The organism is uncultured Polaribacter sp., assembly GCF_947503875.1.
Lineage (GTDB): Bacteria > Bacteroidota > Bacteroidia > Flavobacteriales > Flavobacteriaceae > Polaribacter.
In genome coordinates this window covers 355,533-373,836 of record NZ_CANNFH010000004.1, presented here as the reverse complement: position 1 = coordinate 373,836, position 18,304 = coordinate 355,533, and the positions used below count along the sequence as shown (strand labels likewise).

Below are 18,304 nucleotides of genomic sequence, written 5' to 3'. Positions count from 1 at the left end.
TTTTTAACCTCTAAATCCTTTCAATTTCAACAAAAATAGGAAAAGAAATTCGTATTTTTGATTTAATTTTTAAAACCGAAAGTTCTTGATACAATCACGCTAAATGCGTGATAACTCAAACTGACCATAATTAATATAGAATGAAAAAGACATTTAGAATTATTAGCTTTTTAGAAGGAGTCTCTTACTTGTTGCTACTTTTTATTGCAGTACCTATAAAATATTTACAGGGAGATGCTTCTTATGTAAAAATGCTAGGTATGCCTCATGGACTTTTGTTTATGCTATACATAGTTTTCGCCATTGTAATTCAAAAACAAATGAAATGGAGTTTTAAAACATTAGCCATTGTTTTGGCTTGTTCTGTGATACCTTTTGGAACTTTTTATGTGGATAAGAAATATTTATAAAGCTATCTTGTCATTCTGAACTCGTTTCAGAATCTTAATTTCTTACGATTTAAAATGGCTCAAAGAAAACATCACAATTACTGGGTTTATATTCTCACAAACAAACCAAAAGGTGTTTTGTATATCGGTGTTACAAGAGGTATAGATGATTGAATGGAGAGACACTTAAATGGTCAAGGAAGTGTTTTTACAGCGAAATACAATCTAAAAAAGCTCGTCTATTTTGAAGAATTTCAATATATAAATGATGCAATTACTAGAGAAAAAAATTAAAAAATTGGCACAGGCAATGGAAAATAAATTTGATAGAAAAAGAAAATCCAGATTGGGAAGATTTATATCAAAGTTTAGATAAATAAAAATTGTGACGTTCGAGATGCTGAAACAAGTTCAGCATGACAAAAAACTCACAACACAAGTCAAAAAAGTGCTCTTCCCCTTTGGGGGAAATTCAAAAGGATTTTTAGCCACCACTTACAGGCGGAATAATTGCCACAACATCATTTGCTTTCAATAGTAAGTTATCAGTTGCGTAGCTTTCATTTACAGCAATGGCATAAGAATTTATATTTTTTAATTCAGCATGTTTTTCTTGAAGTATTTTCTTAAAATCTGCCACAGAAATTTCATTTTCTACTTCAACTTGCAGCTCAGTTTCTCCAACTAAATCTGTTGTAATTCCAAAAAACAATGTGTTTATTTTCATACTTGCAAAATTAAAGATTTAATCGGAATACAAAACCCATTTCTTTTACTGCTCCATAACGCGCATTTACAAATTCCATTCTTAAAAAACGCCATTTACCAAAACCTAAATTTGCCAAACCAACAGAATATTCTGTGTATGGATTGTTGTCTGCCATAAGCAATCCTTTTCCGCCTACTATTAAATGAAAATTTAATTTATTTAATAACGGAATTTTACCTAAAACAGAGCCTTTAAAGTTATGTTCTACATGCATTTCTGCATAACGATCATTGGTATAAAACCTATAATATTCTAACAAGTTAAAACTATTTAATTGCCTATCTATAGGAAACAATAGCTGGTTTCCATTGACTTGTAACTTATCCATAAACGCAATATCTTTTTGCTTTAAAAAGGCACCTGCTCTCATATGATATTGAAAAGAACCATAATTACCAGCTTCTAAATTTTGTCTAATATTTGCTATAAATAAATCTGAATTTAAATTGTTATTCTCTGCGCCAAATCTTTTAATATAATTTAAACTCATTGTTGGGTATTTGCTACCACCATCATTTACTTTTCTATCTGGATAGGTTAAGTATTTTTGCCCTATTACAAAAGTTGCTTGTAAATTTAACGTGGCAATAGTATGTTCTGTAAACGCACCAATTGTAAAATCTGTTGGGTCTAAAGGGTTGTTAGATGTAAAGTTTTTGTTTTCTCCCCTTGCCAAAGAATAATCTGTAGTATTAAATAGTGGTGTTCTTTTTGCATATTCTAAAGAACCAGAAAAATAAATACCATTTCTAACTTGCTCAGAATACCTAACAGATGCAAACGATTTTTCATAGATTTTCATATAGTTGTCTCCATAAAAAAAACTTGTTATGGTATTATTCAACTTTAAAATAGGTTCTCTACCATTAAATTGTTCGGTAGTAACTCCGCCATAAAGTGTAAGTCTTGGTCTAGAAAAATTATCCCATTTTTTAACAAAGTAAAAGGTTGGTCTCAATTTTTTTTCTGAAAAACCATAATCAAAATCTACCCCAACATTCCACCATTTGCCTTGTTCATTTATTTCATTAAAATAACTAAAACCTAAAGATGTATTTATACCTTGTACTGTATTGTAACCAGTTCTAGACAAAGGACCACTATAAGAAAAAGACTTGTTTTTGTATGAGTTTTTATAAGTATAGCCTGTAAAAGGATCAAAAATTCCAAATTTATTATTTTTTGCATCTATAGAGTCTAAATACTTTTTAGACTTTCTAATTACCTTTATACTATCTTTTAATCTGTAGTCTGCAACCTCTTCTTCAGTTAGTGGTACAGGTCTTAATTTATTCCAAAAAACGGTGTCTTTTTTAGTGGCATTTTGCGCAAAAGAAAGCACCTCATTTGTAAATGTTTTCTTAGTAAAATTTGGTTTAAAATTATAATCGGAATAGGCATAAGAAAATTTACCAGTTGGCTTAAAACCAAAAAGAGAAATATCAAAATCTATAGTCTGACTAATTAAAACCCAAGCATCTATTTCTTCAGCATAATTATAGCCTTGTTTTAGTTTTAACTCGTTTACAATAGGTATATTTACTTGACTTCCATTGGTAGTTAAATCGCAACCGTACAAAGCCCAATCCTCTTCTACAATATAAATAAAACCGGTAAAAACACGGTCGTTTTTACGTTTAGGAATTAATTTTATTTTATTAATTAATCTTTTATTTTTATCGTAAAAAGTACCTTCTAAATTGTACTTGTAATAACCAAACGCATTGCTAGAAATTGGAGAAACCAAATCGTTAAAAACGGCAATACTGTTGTTGTACAAATTAATATTAGAGTCTTCTGCCCTATTAAAACTAATGCCATTATCTTCTCCAGAAACCTTAGAAGCTATAATTTTCTCTTTAAAATTTTGTGGTTTTTTTTGAAAAGAAATGTTAGAAAATGTTTCAGATAAATAAATAATACCACTTCTTGTAGAATCTAAACCACCACCTAAATCTCCTGTAGATTGGCCAAAGAATTTTTCTGGCGCGTCTTTAATTCTAGTTAAACCTCTAGAGTAAAAACGAGCAGTATAATTGGCAAATTTGTCTGTGTTTTTCTCTTTATTTTCTAAAACTTTTCTAATAATTGCATTGGCAGGATTTTCTTTTGTAGAAACCGTAATCGTATTTAAAGAAACGCTTTCTTCTTCTAAAGTTACATTCAATTCAAAAGGAAAAGCGGTAATATTAATTTCTTTTTTTAAGGTTTTAAAACCTAAAAACTGAAAAACAACTGTATGTTTTCCTAATTTATTTAATTTTAAAACATACGCCCCATTATCATTAGAAGTAGTACCTGTTACAGATTTATCTAAATAAACACTTACAAAAGGCAAAGGTTCATTCTTTGTATCTGTAATTTTTCCTTTTACTTGGGCTATTTGCATTGATGCAATAAAAAGGAAAAATAGCAAAGTAGTTTTTTTCATTTAGCACATTTATTTAATAAAGGCAAACATAAAGTTTCTGTTTAAAAAAAAAGTTTAAAAAATGTTAAACCAAATTTAACCACTCTTATTTAGAAGAAATACAAGTAAACAAGCTTCTTTTATATGCTAAGCGTATCTTATTTTCACCAATCAACCAACATAGTTTTAAAAGTATTACTTAATTTTTTAGTCGCAAAAAGATAACTAAAAAGAATTGTTATCATTCTTTACTCTTCTATTGAAAATCCTATCTTTGTAGGCAATAATTTAATAGAAAATATTCTTATGAGCGATTCTAGAAAAAGACACGAAGCTTTAGTATATCATGCAAAACCAAAACCAGGAAAAATTGCAGTGATTCCTACAAAAAAATATGCTACTCAGCACGATTTAGCTTTGGCGTATTCACCTGGGGTTGCAGAGCCTTGTTTAGAAATAGAAAAAGACAAAAACAACGCTTATAAATACACAGCTAAAGGTAATTTAGTCGCAGTAATTTCTAACGGAACTGCTGTTTTAGGTTTGGGTAATATTGGCCCAGATGCCTCTAAACCTGTTATGGAAGGGAAAGGTTTACTTTTTAAAATATTTGCAGATATAGATGTTTTTGATATTGAAGTAGATGCTGCAGATACAGAAAAATTTATAGAAACTGTAAAAGCAATTGCGCCAACTTTTGGTGGTATTAATTTAGAAGATATTAAAGCTCCTGAAGCTTTTGAAATAGAGAATAGGTTAAAAGAGGAATTGGATATTCCTGTAATGCATGATGATCAGCATGGAACTGCAATTATATCTGCTGCCGCGTTAAAAAATGCCGTAGAAATTTCTAAAAAAGATATTTCTAAAGTAAAAATAGTAGTAAGTGGTGCAGGTGCAGCAGCAATTTCTTGTACAAGATTATACCTAAAATTAGGTGTAAAACGAGAAAATGTGGTAATGTGCGATAGTAAAGGTGTTATAAGAAAAGACAGAGGAAATTTAACTTCGCAAAAAGCAGAGTTTGCTACAGATAGAGATTTAGATACTTTAGAAAGCGCCATGAAAGATGCCGATGTTTTTATTGGTCTTTCTATGCCAGATGTGGTTACACCAAACATGTTACTATCTATGGCAGCAAACCCTATTGTATTTGCAATGGCAAACCCAGTGCCAGAAATAGAGTACGATTTAGCCATAGCAACAAGAGAAGACATTATTATGGCTACAGGTAGGTCAGACAATCCAAACCAGGTAAATAATGTACTAGGTTTTCCGTTTATTTTTAGAGGTGCTTTAGATGTTAGAGCAACTAAAATTAACGAAGAAATGAAAATGGCAGCAGTACATGCCTTGGCAGATTTAGCTAAAAAATCTGTGCCAGAACAAGTAAATATTGTGTATGACGAAGTAAGCTTAACCTTTGGTAAAGAATACATTATACCAAAACCTTTTGACCCTAGATTAATTTACGAAATACCACCAGCTATTGCCAAAGCAGCCATGGATTCTGGTGTAGCCTTAGAACCAATAGAAGATTGGAATCGCTACAGAGAAGAGTTAATGGAACGTTCTGGTTCTGGTAATAAAGAAGTTAGATTATTACACAACAGAGCAAAAAGTAACTTAAAAAAAGTGGTTTTTGCTGAAGCAGATCAAATAGATGTTTTAAAAGCCGCACAAAGAGTTTTTGAAGAAAAAATAGCTTTACCAATTTTATTGGGAAGAAAAGATGTAATTCAAGAATTAAAAGAAGAAATTGGTTTTACGGGTAATGTAGCAATTATAGATCCAAAAACAGACGAAGAAACAGAAAGAAGAAATCGTTTTGGAGAAGCTTATTGGCAAAAAAGACAAAGAAAAGGGCGTACTTTTTCTGAAGCTAAAAAATTAATGCGAGAACGTAATTATTTTGCTGCAATGATGGTAAATACTGGTGAAGCAGATGCTTTAATTACAGGATATTCTAGACCTTATCGTTCTGTAGTAAAACCAATGTTAGAGTTGGTAGAAAAAAGTAAAGATGTTTCTAGAATTGCAGCCTGTAATTTAATGTTAACCAAACAAGGCCCTTTATTTTTGGCAGATACTACAATTAATGAGAATCCTTCTGCTAAAGATTTGGCTAAAATTGCACAAATGACTGGTAATTTTGCAAGTATGTTTGGTATGAAACCAAATATTGCCATGTTATCCTTTTCTAACTTTGGCTCTTCAAATGCAGAATCTTCTAAGAAAATTAGAGAGGCCGTTTCTTTTATTCATCGTAATTTTCCAGATGTTGTAATTGATGGTGAAATACAAGCAGATTTTGCTTTAAATCCAGAATTGTTAGCCAAAGAATTTCCGTTTTCTAAACTAAATGGTAAAAAAGTAAACGTACTTATTTTTCCAAATTTAGAATCGGCAAACATTACCTATAAATTGCTAAAAGAAGTACAAGGTGCAGAATCTATTGGACCTGTAATTTTAGGATTTGATAAACCTGTACATATTTTACAATTAGGTGCTAGTGTAGACGAAATGGTAAATATGGCCGCTTTAGCTGCTGTAGATGCACAGCAAAAAGAAAAAAGAGCAGAAAAAAGTAACAACTAAGAATTTTAAGGGCAAAATTTTATCAAAAAACAAAACCTTTGCCCTACAATAAAAAAATAGTTACTTTAGAAGCCTGAAAAAAGCTTATGATTACACAAGTAAGAGGAAGATTAGTAGAAAAAAGCCCTACAGAAGTTGTAGTAGATTGCAATGGAGTTGGCTATTTACTGCATATTTCTTTAAATACCTTTTCTAGTTTACCCGCAGATGAAAACGTTGTTTTATACACGCATTTGTCTATTAGAGAAGATGCGCACACACTTTTTGGATTTATCAACAAAACAGAAAGAGAAGTTTTTAAGTTATTAATTTCTGTTTCTGGAGTAGGACCAAGTATTGCAAGAACCATGTGCTCTTCTATGACATCTGAAGAAATACAAAATGCAATAGCGTCTGAAAACGTGGCTTTAATACAATCTGTAAAAGGTATAGGCGCCAAAACCGCACAAAGGGTAATTGTAGATTTAAAAGATAAGATACTTAAAACGTTTAATATAGACGAAATTTCTGCCGTTACAAGCAATACAAATAAAGATGAAGCGTTATCTGCTTTAGAAGTTTTAGGTTTTAATAGAAAACAGTCTGACAAAATTATTACTTCTATTTTAAACGAAAATGCAGAAGCTTCTGTAGAACAAATTATAAAATTAGCTTTAAAAAGCCTTTAATGCTTTGAGTACTTTATTTAAAAACACCTTCTTATTTTTAGTAATTACTTTCTCAGTAAATTTAGTTTCCTATGCACAAAACACTAAAGAACAAGATTCTACAGGTGTAAAAAAAGATTCTATTAAATTACGTTACAATTTTAAAAACACCCAAAAAGGTGGTTTATTTTTAGACGATTTAGCCGAAAAAGAAATTATTTTCGATAAAACCCTAAATCGTTATGTAATTGTAGAAAAAGTTGGAAATTACTGGACAAGAACACCCATATATTTAACACCAAGAGAATACGAAAAATATCGTTTAAAACGCGATATGTTACAATATTACAAAGAAAAGGTAGGCGCAACAAATAGCAAGAAAAAAGGAGCCAAAGATGCGCAAAAAGATTTACTACCTACATATTACGTAAACTCTAAATTTTTTGAAACTATATTTGGTGGTACAGAAGTAAAAGTAACACCAACAGGTAACTTAAACGTAAAACTAGGTTTTATTTATCAAAATACAGAAAACCCACAAATTTCTGAAGAAAACAGAAGTAACTTTAATTTTGACTTTGATCAACAAATAAACGCTAGTGTTAGAGCAAAAGTAGGTGAGCGTTTAGAATTTACAGCAAATTACGATACACAAGCTTCTTTCGATTTTCAGAATTTAGTAAAAGTTGGCTTTACTCCAACAGAAGATGATATTATACAAGGTTTAGAAGCTGGTAACGTTTCTATGCCCATTAAAAACTCTTTAATTACGGGTGCACAAAGTCTTTTTGGGGTAAAAGCAGATTTAAAATTTGGGAACACAAATATTACCACAGTATTCTCACAACAAAACTCAGAAAGTCAAACAGTGGTTGCAGAAGGTGGTGCATCTATACAACCTTTTGAACTAAGAACTACCGATTATGATAATGATAGGCACTTTTTCTTATCTCAATTTTTTGTAGATAATTATGCCAACGCTCTTAAAAATTACCCGCTAATTAGTAGTCCTGTAAACATAACACGAATAGAAGTTTGGATTACCAATAGAAACGCAAGCACAGAAGATTTTAGAAGTATTGTTGCCTTTGCAGATATTGGAGAAACAAACAATGCTTTTTTAGTAGATCAAGCAGGTAATATTCAACCTACAAGTCCGCCAAATATTGCTGGTAGAAATTTACCAGCCAACGAATCTAACAACATATCTACATTACTTACAGAAGATGGTGGTATTAGAGATGTATCTACTATAGATGGTACTTTAGCTTCATTTATGATGCAAAATGGTACTAATTATTCTATTTTAGAGAATGCAAGAAAATTAGAAGAAAATGAATATAGACTAAACTCTCAGTTAGGTTTTATCTCCTTAAACAGGAGGTTAAATGATGGTGATGTTTTAGCTGTTGCTTATGAATATACAGTTGCAGGAACAGTAGCAGGTAGTACAAAAAACTCTTTTAAAGTTGGTGAATTTTCTAATGATGGTATACAAGCACCAAAAAATTTAGCGGTTAAATTATTACGAAGTGAAATTTTACAAACTTTTAGAGAAAACCCAGCAACAGGAGAAAACGAATCTTTTCCTACTTGGCGTTTAATGATGAAAAACGTGTATGCCTTAGGCGCGTTTCCACTAACACAAGACGGTTTTAGATTCGAAATACAATATAGAGATGATCAAACAGGGATTCCTTCTAACGTGCTACAAAATGCACAAACTCCAGGTCTTACCAACCAACCCTTATTACAAGTTTTAAATTTAGATCAACTAGATCAAAGTCAGGCCAGAGAACCAGATGGTTTCTTTGATTATGTAGAAGGTATTACTGTAAATTCTGAAAACGGATTTATATTTTTTCCAACGCCAGAACCTTTTGGTAACGATTTAGCCAATGAGCTTACTGCACCAGCAGATGAAGCATTTTTGTTTAAAGAACTCTATTTAAACACTAAAATAAACATTAAAAACAATTTTCAAAATAAAGACAAATACTTCTTAAAAGGATACTTTAAATCAGAAAATTCTGGTGGTATACCAATTGGCGCTTTTAACGTACCAAGAGGTTCTGTTAGAGTTTCTGCTGGCGGAAGACAATTGGTAGAAGGTGTAGATTATGTAGTAGATTATTTAGCAGGTAGAGTACAAATAATAGATCCTGGTTTACAAGCATCTGGCGTTCCTATTAGTGTTTCTACAGAAAATAATGCTGTTTTTAATCAACAAAGAAAAACCTTTTTTGGTGTAGAAGTAGAACATAAATTTTCTGATAATTTTTTAGTAGGCGCTACTTTTTTAAATGTGGAAGAAAGACCATTAACACCTAAGGTTAATTTTGGTGCAGACCCAATTAACAACACCATGTTAGGTTTTAATTTTGATTTTTCTACAGAGGTTCCTTTACTTACCAAAGCCGCAAATCTATTGCCTTTTGTAGATACAGATGCACCCTCTAATATTTCTGTTAGAGCAGATATGGCCTATTTAATTCCTGGTACACCAAGTGGTATTGATGTTGCTGGTGCTGCAACTTCTTATATAGATGATTTTGAGGCTTCGCAAATTCCAATAAGTTTGTTATCTCCTTTAGATTGGTATGAAGCCAGTACTCCAAGATTTTTTCCTAATTTAAACGGAGAGCGAGACGATTTATCGTATAACTACAAAAGAGCAAAGTTAGCGTGGTATACCATAGATCAAATTTTCTATGGAATAGGAGAAACACCACAAAGTGTAGATGCAGACGAACTTTCTAGAGCTGAAACAAGACAAATTAATTTTGGCGAATTATTTCCGAATTTACAACTAGATCTTACACAAAACGCATTAATAAGAACATTAGATTTAGCTTATTTTCCACAAGAAAGAGGTTCTTACAATTTTGATCCTGATGCAACCATACAAGAAGGAAAAGTAACATTACAAAACCCAGAAACAAGATGGGGTGGTATTACAAGACCTTTAAATACTAATAATTTTGACCAAGCCAATGTAGAATATATGCAATTCTGGATTATGGATCCTTATGAAAATTATTCTATAACTAACGAAGAAGGTTTACCAAACGGGATTAACCCTGAAAACCCAATAAACCAAGTAGGAGATTTGTATATAAATTTGGGTAATATTTCTGAAGATGTTTTAAAAGATAACCGTAAAATGTACGAAAACGGTTTGCCAGAAGATGGTTTAAAAGCAGCAGGAAACAATGTAAATAGTACCATTTGGGGAGATGTTCCTAGAAATCCCTCAATTATTTATGCTTTTAACGAGGAAGATGCCGCCAGAACAAATCAAGATATTGGTTTTGATGGTTTAACAGATGAAGAAGAAAGAAACCTCCCTGGAATTGGAAGATATGCTACCTTAGATGATCCTGCTGCAGATAACTTTCAGTTTTTTAGAGGGAGTAATTTAGACGCTATAGATGCATCACTAATAACAAGATATAAAGATTTTAATAACACACAAGGTAATTCACCTACTTTAAACCAAGGTGGAGAACCTTTTCCTACTTCATCTACAAACTTTCCGGATGTAGAAGATATCAATAGAGACCAAACCATGAACACGGTAGAGAGTTACTATGAATATAAAATTTCTTTAGATAAGGCGTCTTTAAGAAAAGGGCTAGGTTTTATTGTAGATGAAAAAACAACTAATGTTACTCTAGAAAACGGAACTACACAAGTAAGTAAATGGTACCAATTTAGAGTTCCTATAAGAAGTGGAACTCCTGTAAATGGAATTACAGACTTTAATAGCATTCGCTTTATGAGAATGTTTTTAACTAACTTTAGAATGCCTGTAGTTATTCGTTTTGGTGAATTAGATTTGGTACGAGGAGATTGGAGACGTTATGTAAGAACTCTAGACCCAGCAGTAAACCCAGATAGAGATCTTACCCAAGACGAACTAAACGATTTTGAAGTAGGTGTAGTAAGTATAGAGCAAAATGAAGGCAGTTACATACAACCACCAGGAATTGAGCGTGAACGTTTACAAGGAACTACAACTGTACAACTGCAAAATGAACAATCTGTAACATTAAATGTAAACAGACTAGAACCAAACCAAGTTAGAGCAATTTACAAGAACATAAGTGTAGATTTAAGACGTTTTAAACGTTTAAAAATGTTTATGCACTTACAAGACAATGAACAAGAAATTGGTATTAATAGTGGCGATTTTTCTGCAATAATAAGACTTGGTACAGATTTAAACGAAAACTTTTATGAGATAGAATTACCACTTACACCTTCTGGTAATGGTGGTTCTGCATTAGATATTTGGCCAGAAGCAAATAATTTAGACGCCTTTTTAGAAACCTTTGGATTGGTAAAATTAGAGAGAGATGCGTTAGGTGCAACAGTAGCTCCTATAAATCAGCTTTATACTTCTACCCAACAATCTGCAGATTTCCCTTACAAAATAAGTGTGAAAGGTAACCCAACTTTGGCAGAATTAAGAACTATTATGTTAGGTTTAAAAAATACCTCTTTAACACCTAAAAGTGGTGAAGTTTGGTTTAACGAATTACGTTCTGCCGACTTTGATAACGAAGGTGGTTGGGCAGCTGTTTTAAATGCAGATGCTAACATAGCAGATGTAGCCAATGTTTCTTTAGCAGGTAGCATATCTACCATAGGTTTTGGTAATGTAGAAGACAGAGTAAACCAACGTAGTTTAGACGAAACAAAGCAATATGATGTTGCCACAACTGTGCAATTAGGTAAAGTTTTAACACCAGAAAAATGGGGCATACAATTGCCTATGAGTTATAGTATTGGAGAAAAGTTTATAGATCCAAAATTTGATCCTCAATTTCAAGATGTTACTTTGGCAGAAGCTATAGACCAAAACCCCAATAGTGAATTTTCTAGAGATTATACCAAAAGAACCAGTATTAGTTTTATCAATGTAAAAAAGAATAGAAACCCCAATTCAACTAGAAAACCAGCATTTTATGATGTTGAAAATATAACCGTCTCTTATGCGCAAAATGAAGAATTTCATAGAGATTATAACATTCAGAAATTTATAAATCAAAATGTTACAGCTGGTGCTACTTACAATTATAACTTTGAAGGAAAATCTATTGAGCCTTTTAAAAATGTAGCTCTTTTAAGCAACAAATATTTAAAACTCATAAAAGATTTTAACTTTAATCCAGTACCAAATACAGTTGCTATAAACTCCAGAATTAATAGAAATTATACAGAGCAACAATCTAGAAATTTAGTACCAGGCTTGTCTCCACAACCAGAATTAATACAACGTAGATTTTTATTTGACTGGGATTATACCATTGGTTTTGATTTAACCAAATCACTTCAACTAAACTTTAATGCTACCAATAGTTCTCTTTTTGATACGTTTGGTACTGATGAAGAAATTCAAATTTTTGATGATTTCTTTAACACAGGTAGAGCCAATTTATATCATCAAAAATTAAATGGGACATATAAATTACCCATAGATAAAATCCCTTTTTTAAGTTGGATAAAAGCAGATTATGCCTACACTGCAGATTTTGATTGGCAAGCAGCCGCACAAAGTAGTATCGCTGATAATGATGGTAATGCAGTATCTTACGTAAATTTAGTAGGTAACGTAATTCAAAATGCAAATACGCATAACTTAAATACCACATTTACATTAAGTAAATTTTACAAAGGCTTAGGTTTTGAAAAATTATTAATGACCAAAAGGCAAAGAAAAAATAATAAAAATAAATCAAAAAATGGCTTACCTCCTGCCCCAGGAAGAATAAATAAAAAGAAAAAACTACCTGTAGGAAAACAAATATTAAAAGGTATTTATGGTGTAGTTACTTCTGTGAAACAAGGTAAAATTAGTTATACAGAAAATAACGGTCAGTTTTTACCTGGTTACGATCAAAATGTTGGTTTCTTAGGTGGTGCACCAACCGCCTTTGCCTTTGGTAGTCAAGTAGATATTAGAAATAAAGCGTTAGAAAATGGTTGGTTAATAGCACCTAGAGATCCAAATTCTAATGATCCTACTCAAGAATATTTTAACAAAACCTACAGTCGTACAAGCTTTAGCAAGATAGATTACAACTTTACAGTTAAACCTTTTAAAGATTTAAATATAGACGTTAGAGGTAATAATATAAGAACAAGAGATTTATCGCAACAACTAGATGTGGTTGTAAATGGCACAGAAAATGGTGCTTTAGATTTTAGTGCACCTGCTTTTGAGAATGGTAACTTTAGCACAAGCCATAACATGATTGGTACTGCTTTTAAAAATGGTGACGCCTTATTTGAAACCATGAGAGCTTACAGAGGTACTATTGCCAATAGATTAGCAGCAGAAACAGGAGCACCAATAGAAGGCTTTGGAGAAACCAGTCAGCAAGTACTTTTACCAGCATTTATAGCAGCTTACTCTGGTACAAATCCAGAAAAAGTAAACAAAGGCTTGTTCAGAAATATCCCTTTACCTAATTGGAATTTGAGATACAATGGTTTAATGAAACTAGATTTCTTTAAAAAGAACTTTAGTACATTTGTGGTTTCTCATGGTTACAACTCTTCTTACACAGTTGCCAGTTTTACCAATAATTTACAATTTGACGCTGCAAATCCTTTTGATACCACAAATCCTTCTGGAAATTATGAGGCAGAATTATTAGTAGCCTCTGCTACTCTAGTAGACGAATTCTCACCATTAATTAAAGTAGATCTTAAAATGAAAAATTCCTTTTCTTTTAGAGGAGAGGTTATAAGTGATAGAACATTAACCATGAACTTTAATAATAGTACTTTAACCGATATTAAAGGAACCGAATATATTTTTGGTTTAGGTTATGTTTTTAAAGATGTTAAAGTAAACACCCGTTTTACAGGTAAAAAAACCACCTTAAAAGGTGATATAAATTTAAGAGGAGACATTTCTTTACGAGATAATTTAACACAAATTAGAGCTGTGGATGAAGATAATGACCAAATTAGTGGTGGACAACGATTATTTTCTATTAAATTTACCGCAGATTATAGATTAAGTAGCAGCTTAACCGCATCTTTTTACTACAATCATCAAACCTCTAGATATGCTATATCTACCACTTTCCCTAGGCAAGCAATAAATGGTGGGTTTAATATTATTTACAATTTAGGAAGAAATTAATAATAAATAAAATATAACATGAACATTCCAACAACATTAAAGTATACAAAAGATCACGAATGGATTAAAATTGAAGGCAATATTGCAACAGTAGGAATTACCGATTTTGCACAAGGAGAATTAGGTGATATTGTTTATGTAGATGTAGATACACTAGACGATACCGTGCAAGAAGGAGATGTTTTTGGCTCTGTAGAGGCTGTTAAAACTGTATCTGATTTATTTATGCCTTTAACTGGTGAAGTAATTGAATTTAATGAAGCACTAGAAGATGAACCTGAATTAGTAAATAGCGATCCTTACGAAAAAGGTTGGATGATAAAATTAGAAATATCAGACATCAATCAAGTAAAAGATTTATTAGATGCAGAAGGGTATAAAGCAATTATTGAAGGATAGTAGTATTGTATTTGCCATAATTATTACATTAGTAATTGTTTACCTAAGTTTAATAAAAATACCCAAACAAAATGTTATTAACTTTAATAATTTAGATAAAGTACAACATAGTATAGCCTATTTTTTTCTTTCTGTTGCTTGGTTATTTACCTTTTATAAAAAACCAAGTAAAAAAACTATAGTTGTAATATTATGTATTGTTTTTGGCATAGTTATTGAAGTATTGCAAGAAATTTTAACAGCGTATAGAACAGGAGATCTATTAGATATTATTGCCAATTCCTTTGGAATATTACTTGGCCTTGTATTTTTTAATAGAACTTTGGGAAAAAAACATTTTAATTAGTACAAAGACTTGTTTATTAAACAATAAATTCTTTAAATTAGCGAACTATAAAATTCATTATTCATGCAAATTAAGAAAAATCCAAAATCAAATTTAGAAAATTACAGTAAAATCTTTATGCAGATTGGTCTTGTGTTAGCTTTATTTGTAACGTATGTAGCCATAGAAAAGAAAACCTATGACAAAACCACTAATGATTTAGGTGTTGTTAGTATGAATGCCATTTTAGATGAAGAAATTCCTATTACAGAAAGAGTAGAGCCAGTACAACCTAAAACGCCACCACCACCAGCTCCAGAAAAAATAGAAATAGTAGAAGACAAAGAAGAAGTTGAAGAAACTGTTATAGAATCTACAGAAACAGATGAAACTGAAGAAGTAGTTGTAGAAGAAATAGTAGAGGTAGTAGAAGCTGAGGTTGTAGTAGAGGATGTAAACTTTATGATTATTGAAGATTCTCCCGTTTTTCCGGGATGTAAAGGAAATAAAGCTAAACTTAAAGCTTGTTTTAATAAAAAAGTGCAAAGACATTTTGCTAGAAAATTTGATACAGACTTGCCTAATGAATTAGGTTTAAGTACCGGAAAAAAAAGAGTTTTTATTGGTTTTAAAATTGATAAAAATGGTAATATCGTAAATGTACAAGCAAGAGGACCACATCCTAAAATTGAGCAGGAAGTTATTAAAGTAATGAAGTTATTACCTAAAATGAAACCAGGAAGACAAAGAGGTAAGCCAGTAGGAGTATCTTACAACATTCCATTTTCTTTGGTAGTAGAATAATTAAATACCAAACAACAAAACATAAAAACGCCTAATATTAATTAGGCGTTTTTATGTTTTTAACTGTATAGAAAAACAAAATAATGGTAAAAATTCAGTCTGAATAGCGTAATATATAGCACACCCAAATAGATAGTATAAAACAGAGCATAAGATTGATATTACAAGCTACAAAACGATTGTTAAACAATTGATCCAATCATTTTACGGGGTAAAATTCAATTGCTATGAACTAAAAGGCAACTACAGATACCAGTTCATTCGTCAAAGCCTTATATGCCAATATTAACTACCTATATATTAGAAAAACATTAATGTTTGAAACAAAAAAACTCCAAATTAAAATATCTTAATTTGGAGTTTTTTTAAAACAGTTATTTATTATTTATTGGAAGCTACTCTAGTATCAGCTTTCCATAAATTTACGTCTTGTATAACATTTTCGTTATACGTAATTTCTTTCAAAGAATCCGTGCCCCAAATAAACCACTTTCCAGTTTTTTTGCCTTCTTTGTAAAAGGCCATTTGCGTTTTATTACCGCTTTTATCAAATCGAACCCATTTACCTGTTAACTTTTTATTTTTAAAGTAACCTTGCGTATGAATTGAACCATCTACATGGTAATACGTAGCCTTAACTAAATCTCCTTCTAATTTATATGTTGGTTCTGTATCTTGTGCATAAGTAATTGCTGCTATACTTAATAATGCTATTGTTAATAATTTTTTCATGATATTTTATTTTTAAAGGTTAACCTTACAGTAACAAATATATAACTTTTGTAACAATAACCAAACAATTACATAACATTAAATTAACATTGGGTGCAATTTTAACATATTTATATAAATTTTACTATATCAACTAAACTTAATTATTTAAACTAAAAACAAAAAATATGGCGGTAATGAAAGTTATTGAAGTTCTAGCGAACTCAGAAAAAAGCTGAGAAGATGCAACAAGAAAAGCAGTAAAACAAGCATCTAAATCTGTAAAAAACATTAAATCTGTATTTGTACAATCGCAAAGCGCAATAGTAAAAGATAAAGATATCGCTGAATTTCGGATAAATTTAAAAATTACATTCCAAGTACATTAATCACACCTTTTCTTAAAATTGTAAAAACGATTTCCTTTTTACAGGAAATTGTTTTCTATGTAAAGCCTAAACACCTTCGTCTCAAAAATATTCTATAACAATACTAACTTAACTTTTAAATAAATTATCATTTTATTAAATTTGTCCAATAAGGCTTAAAAAATATACATATGTTAGAAAAAACAGAATGGATTAAAAACATAGTAATTGAATACACACCTAAAGTATTAATGGCCTTGGCTCTATTAATTATAGGTTTAGCAGTAATTAAAATATTGATTAATGCCAGCAAAAAAATAATGCAAAAAAGGGGAGTAGATATTTCACTCCAACAATTTTTAGGGAATTTACTAAGCTGGACGCTTAAAATATTACTCTTTATAACCGTAATTGCTAAACTAGGAGTAGAGACAGCATCTTTTGCGGCAATTTTAGCTGCTGCAGGTTTAGCTATTGGTCTTGCCCTACAAGGATCTTTAGCAAATTTTGCGGGAGGAGTACTTATCATGCTTTTTAAACCTTTTAAGGTTTCAGATTTAATAGAGGCACAGGGAGAAATTGGTGTGGTAAAAGAAATTGAAATTTTTACTACTAAATTAACTGGTTTATCTAATAGAGAAATTATTATACCCAATGCCTCGTTATCTAACGGAACTATAATAAACTACACAACAGAAGGCACAAGAAGAGTAGACTTAGTTTTTGGTGTTGCCTACGATGCTGACATTAAACAAACCAAAGATGTTTTATTAAATGTACTTCAAAACCATCCTAAAGTATTAAAAGAGCCAAAACCAACAGTTAACGTATTAGAACTTGCAGATAGTTCTGTAAATTTTGCTGTAAGACCCTGGTGTAAAGCTGAAGATTATTGGAATGTATACTTTGAAGTTACAGAAAATACCAAACTAGAATTAGACAAAGCTGGTATAGAAATACCTTATCCACATCAAGTACAAATTAAAAAATAGGTTTTTTCTTCTTTTCCGGAATTACAACAAAATCTTTTAAATAAAAAGGTTCAAAATAAGCGACATTTTCCATGTCGTTTTTTTTGTACTTCTTATATGATAACACTGCCATTTCTTTTGAAGATGGATATTTGCCTAACACAAAATTAGCATTATCATGCTTTATAATTTCTTGGCACTTAGCAGCTCCATCACCTAAAAAATAAACAACATCTTTTTCTAAATATTTTAAAAAAGAATGTTCATCAATAATTTCTGCCTTAATTTCTCTAATTTGAGTATAATTCGCATTAAAAACAGCTGAATAGACTTCCATTCTTCTAGCATCTAACATAGGTACAATAACCCCTTTATTGGCAGAAATTTTATAAGAAAGTGCAGTTAGTGTATCAATAGAAATTAATGGAACATCTAAAGCGAAACAAAGGCCTTTTGCAGCAGAAACGCCAATTCTTAAGCCTGTATAAGAACCTGGTCCTTTACTAACGGCTACAGCGTCTATTTTAGCTTTCGCAAAACCGGCTTCTTTCAAAACATCTTCTATAAATACATGCAAAACTTCGGCGTGAGAGTAATTTCCATTATTAAGCTCTTTTATTGCTAATACCACACCATCTTCTGCCAAACTAACAGAACAGTTTTTTGTGGTAGTCTCTATATTCAGTATTATTGCCAACCTATAATTTTTGTACAAAGATAGTCTTTCAGAAAAAAACACAAACAAAAAAGGCTT

Annotated in this window: 12 protein-coding genes and 1 pseudogene; 9 read left to right on the top strand and 4 right to left on the bottom strand. The window is 31.2% G+C overall.

The window, feature by feature from the left end; genetic code table 11:
- The first annotated feature begins 140 nt into the window (after positions 1 to 140).
- Complete coding sequence (locus tag Q0684_RS08830; RefSeq protein ID WP_299015411.1) at positions 141 to 410, top strand: DUF3817 domain-containing protein; 270 nt, start codon at positions 141 to 143, stop codon at positions 408 to 410.
- 463 nt (positions 411 to 873) lie between these two features.
- On the opposite strand, the gene Q0684_RS08820 is transcribed toward Q0684_RS08830, so the two are convergent.
- Together Q0684_RS08820 and Q0684_RS08815 are read right to left on the bottom strand one after the other, a co-directional pair.
- A complete protein-coding gene (locus tag Q0684_RS08820) occupies positions 874 to 1,116 on the bottom strand; it encodes a MoaD/ThiS family protein (protein WP_299015408.1) in 243 nt (80 codons plus the stop codon).
- Between the two features lie 10 nt (positions 1,117 to 1,126).
- On the bottom strand, positions 1,127 to 3,589 hold the full coding sequence (locus Q0684_RS08815; protein WP_299015405.1) for a DUF5686 and carboxypeptidase regulatory-like domain-containing protein: 2,463 nt from the start codon (positions 3,587 to 3,589) through the stop codon (positions 1,127 to 1,129).
- 285 nt (positions 3,590 to 3,874) lie between these two features.
- Between Q0684_RS08815 and Q0684_RS08810 the strand changes: the two genes are divergently transcribed.
- From Q0684_RS08810 to Q0684_RS08785, 6 genes are all read left to right on the top strand, one after another.
- Positions 3,875 to 6,166, top strand: coding sequence for an NADP-dependent malic enzyme (locus tag Q0684_RS08810; protein WP_299015402.1), 2,292 nt, complete (start codon positions 3,875 to 3,877; stop codon positions 6,164 to 6,166).
- An 86-nt stretch (positions 6,167 to 6,252) separates the two neighbouring features.
- Complete coding sequence (gene ruvA, locus Q0684_RS08805) at positions 6,253 to 6,834, top strand: Holliday junction branch migration protein RuvA (RefSeq protein WP_299015399.1); 582 nt, start codon at positions 6,253 to 6,255, stop codon at positions 6,832 to 6,834.
- A 4-nt stretch (positions 6,835 to 6,838) separates the two neighbouring features.
- Positions 6,839 to 13,972, top strand: coding sequence for a cell surface protein SprA (gene sprA, locus Q0684_RS08800; protein WP_299015396.1), 7,134 nt, complete (start codon positions 6,839 to 6,841; stop codon positions 13,970 to 13,972).
- Positions 13,973 to 13,990: 18 nt separating this feature from the next.
- On the top strand, positions 13,991 to 14,371 hold the full coding sequence (gene gcvH, locus Q0684_RS08795; protein WP_299015393.1) for a glycine cleavage system protein GcvH: 381 nt from the start codon (positions 13,991 to 13,993) through the stop codon (positions 14,369 to 14,371).
- On the top strand, positions 14,337 to 14,717 hold the full coding sequence (locus tag Q0684_RS08790) for a VanZ family protein (RefSeq protein ID WP_299015391.1): 381 nt from the start codon (positions 14,337 to 14,339) through the stop codon (positions 14,715 to 14,717). The genes gcvH and Q0684_RS08790 overlap by 35 nt, the downstream gene beginning before the upstream one ends.
- Before the next feature lie 63 nt (positions 14,718 to 14,780).
- Entirely contained in the window at positions 14,781 to 15,500 is a 720-nt protein-coding gene (locus Q0684_RS08785; RefSeq protein ID WP_299015389.1) for an energy transducer TonB, read from the top strand.
- 381 nt (positions 15,501 to 15,881) lie between these two features.
- Here the strand turns inward: Q0684_RS08785 and Q0684_RS08780 are convergent, their stop codons facing one another.
- Positions 15,882 to 16,232: a nicotinic acid mononucleotide adenyltransferase gene (locus Q0684_RS08780; protein ID WP_299015385.1), complete on the bottom strand. Its 351-nt coding sequence runs from the start codon at positions 16,230 to 16,232 to the stop codon at positions 15,882 to 15,884.
- Between the two features lie 167 nt (positions 16,233 to 16,399).
- Between Q0684_RS08780 and Q0684_RS08775 the strand changes: the two are divergent.
- Positions 16,400 to 16,600: pseudogene (locus Q0684_RS08775) on the top strand (dodecin family protein).
- A gap of 170 nt (positions 16,601 to 16,770) precedes the next feature.
- A complete protein-coding gene (locus Q0684_RS08770) occupies positions 16,771 to 17,571 on the top strand; it encodes a mechanosensitive ion channel domain-containing protein (RefSeq protein ID WP_299015382.1) in 801 nt (266 codons plus the stop codon).
- On the opposite strand, the gene tsaB is transcribed toward Q0684_RS08770, so the two are convergent.
- Positions 17,561 to 18,247: a tRNA (adenosine(37)-N6)-threonylcarbamoyltransferase complex dimerization subunit type 1 TsaB gene (gene tsaB, locus Q0684_RS08765; RefSeq protein ID WP_299015379.1), complete on the bottom strand. Its 687-nt coding sequence runs from the start codon at positions 18,245 to 18,247 to the stop codon at positions 17,561 to 17,563. The two genes, Q0684_RS08770 and tsaB, sit on opposite strands and share 11 nt — an antisense overlap.
- Between the last annotated feature and the right edge of the window lie 57 nt (positions 18,248 to 18,304).

What these genes read in the sequence shown, in the direction of transcription:
- Q0684_RS08830 (WP_299015411.1), top strand. Translation starts at nt 141, where the DNA reads ATGAAAAAGACATTTAGAATTATTAGCTTTTTAGAAGGAGTCTCTTAC.
- Q0684_RS08820 (WP_299015408.1), bottom strand. Translation starts at nt 1,116, where the DNA reads ATGAAAATAAACACATTGTTTTTTGGAATTACAACAGATTTAGTTGGA.
- Q0684_RS08815 (WP_299015405.1), bottom strand. Translation starts at nt 3,589, where the DNA reads ATGAAAAAAACTACTTTGCTATTTTTCCTTTTTATTGCATCAATGCAA.
- Q0684_RS08810 (WP_299015402.1), top strand. Translation starts at nt 3,875, where the DNA reads ATGAGCGATTCTAGAAAAAGACACGAAGCTTTAGTATATCATGCAAAA.
- ruvA (WP_299015399.1), top strand. Translation starts at nt 6,253, where the DNA reads ATGATTACACAAGTAAGAGGAAGATTAGTAGAAAAAAGCCCTACAGAA.
- gcvH (WP_299015393.1), top strand. Translation starts at nt 13,991, where the DNA reads ATGAACATTCCAACAACATTAAAGTATACAAAAGATCACGAATGGATT.
- Q0684_RS08790 (WP_299015391.1), top strand. Translation starts at nt 14,337, where the DNA reads ATGCAGAAGGGTATAAAGCAATTATTGAAGGATAGTAGTATTGTATTT.
- Q0684_RS08785 (WP_299015389.1), top strand. Translation starts at nt 14,781, where the DNA reads ATGCAAATTAAGAAAAATCCAAAATCAAATTTAGAAAATTACAGTAAA.
- Q0684_RS08780 (WP_299015385.1), bottom strand. Translation starts at nt 16,232, where the DNA reads ATGAAAAAATTATTAACAATAGCATTATTAAGTATAGCAGCAATTACT.
- Q0684_RS08770 (WP_299015382.1), top strand. Translation starts at nt 16,771, where the DNA reads ATGTTAGAAAAAACAGAATGGATTAAAAACATAGTAATTGAATACACA.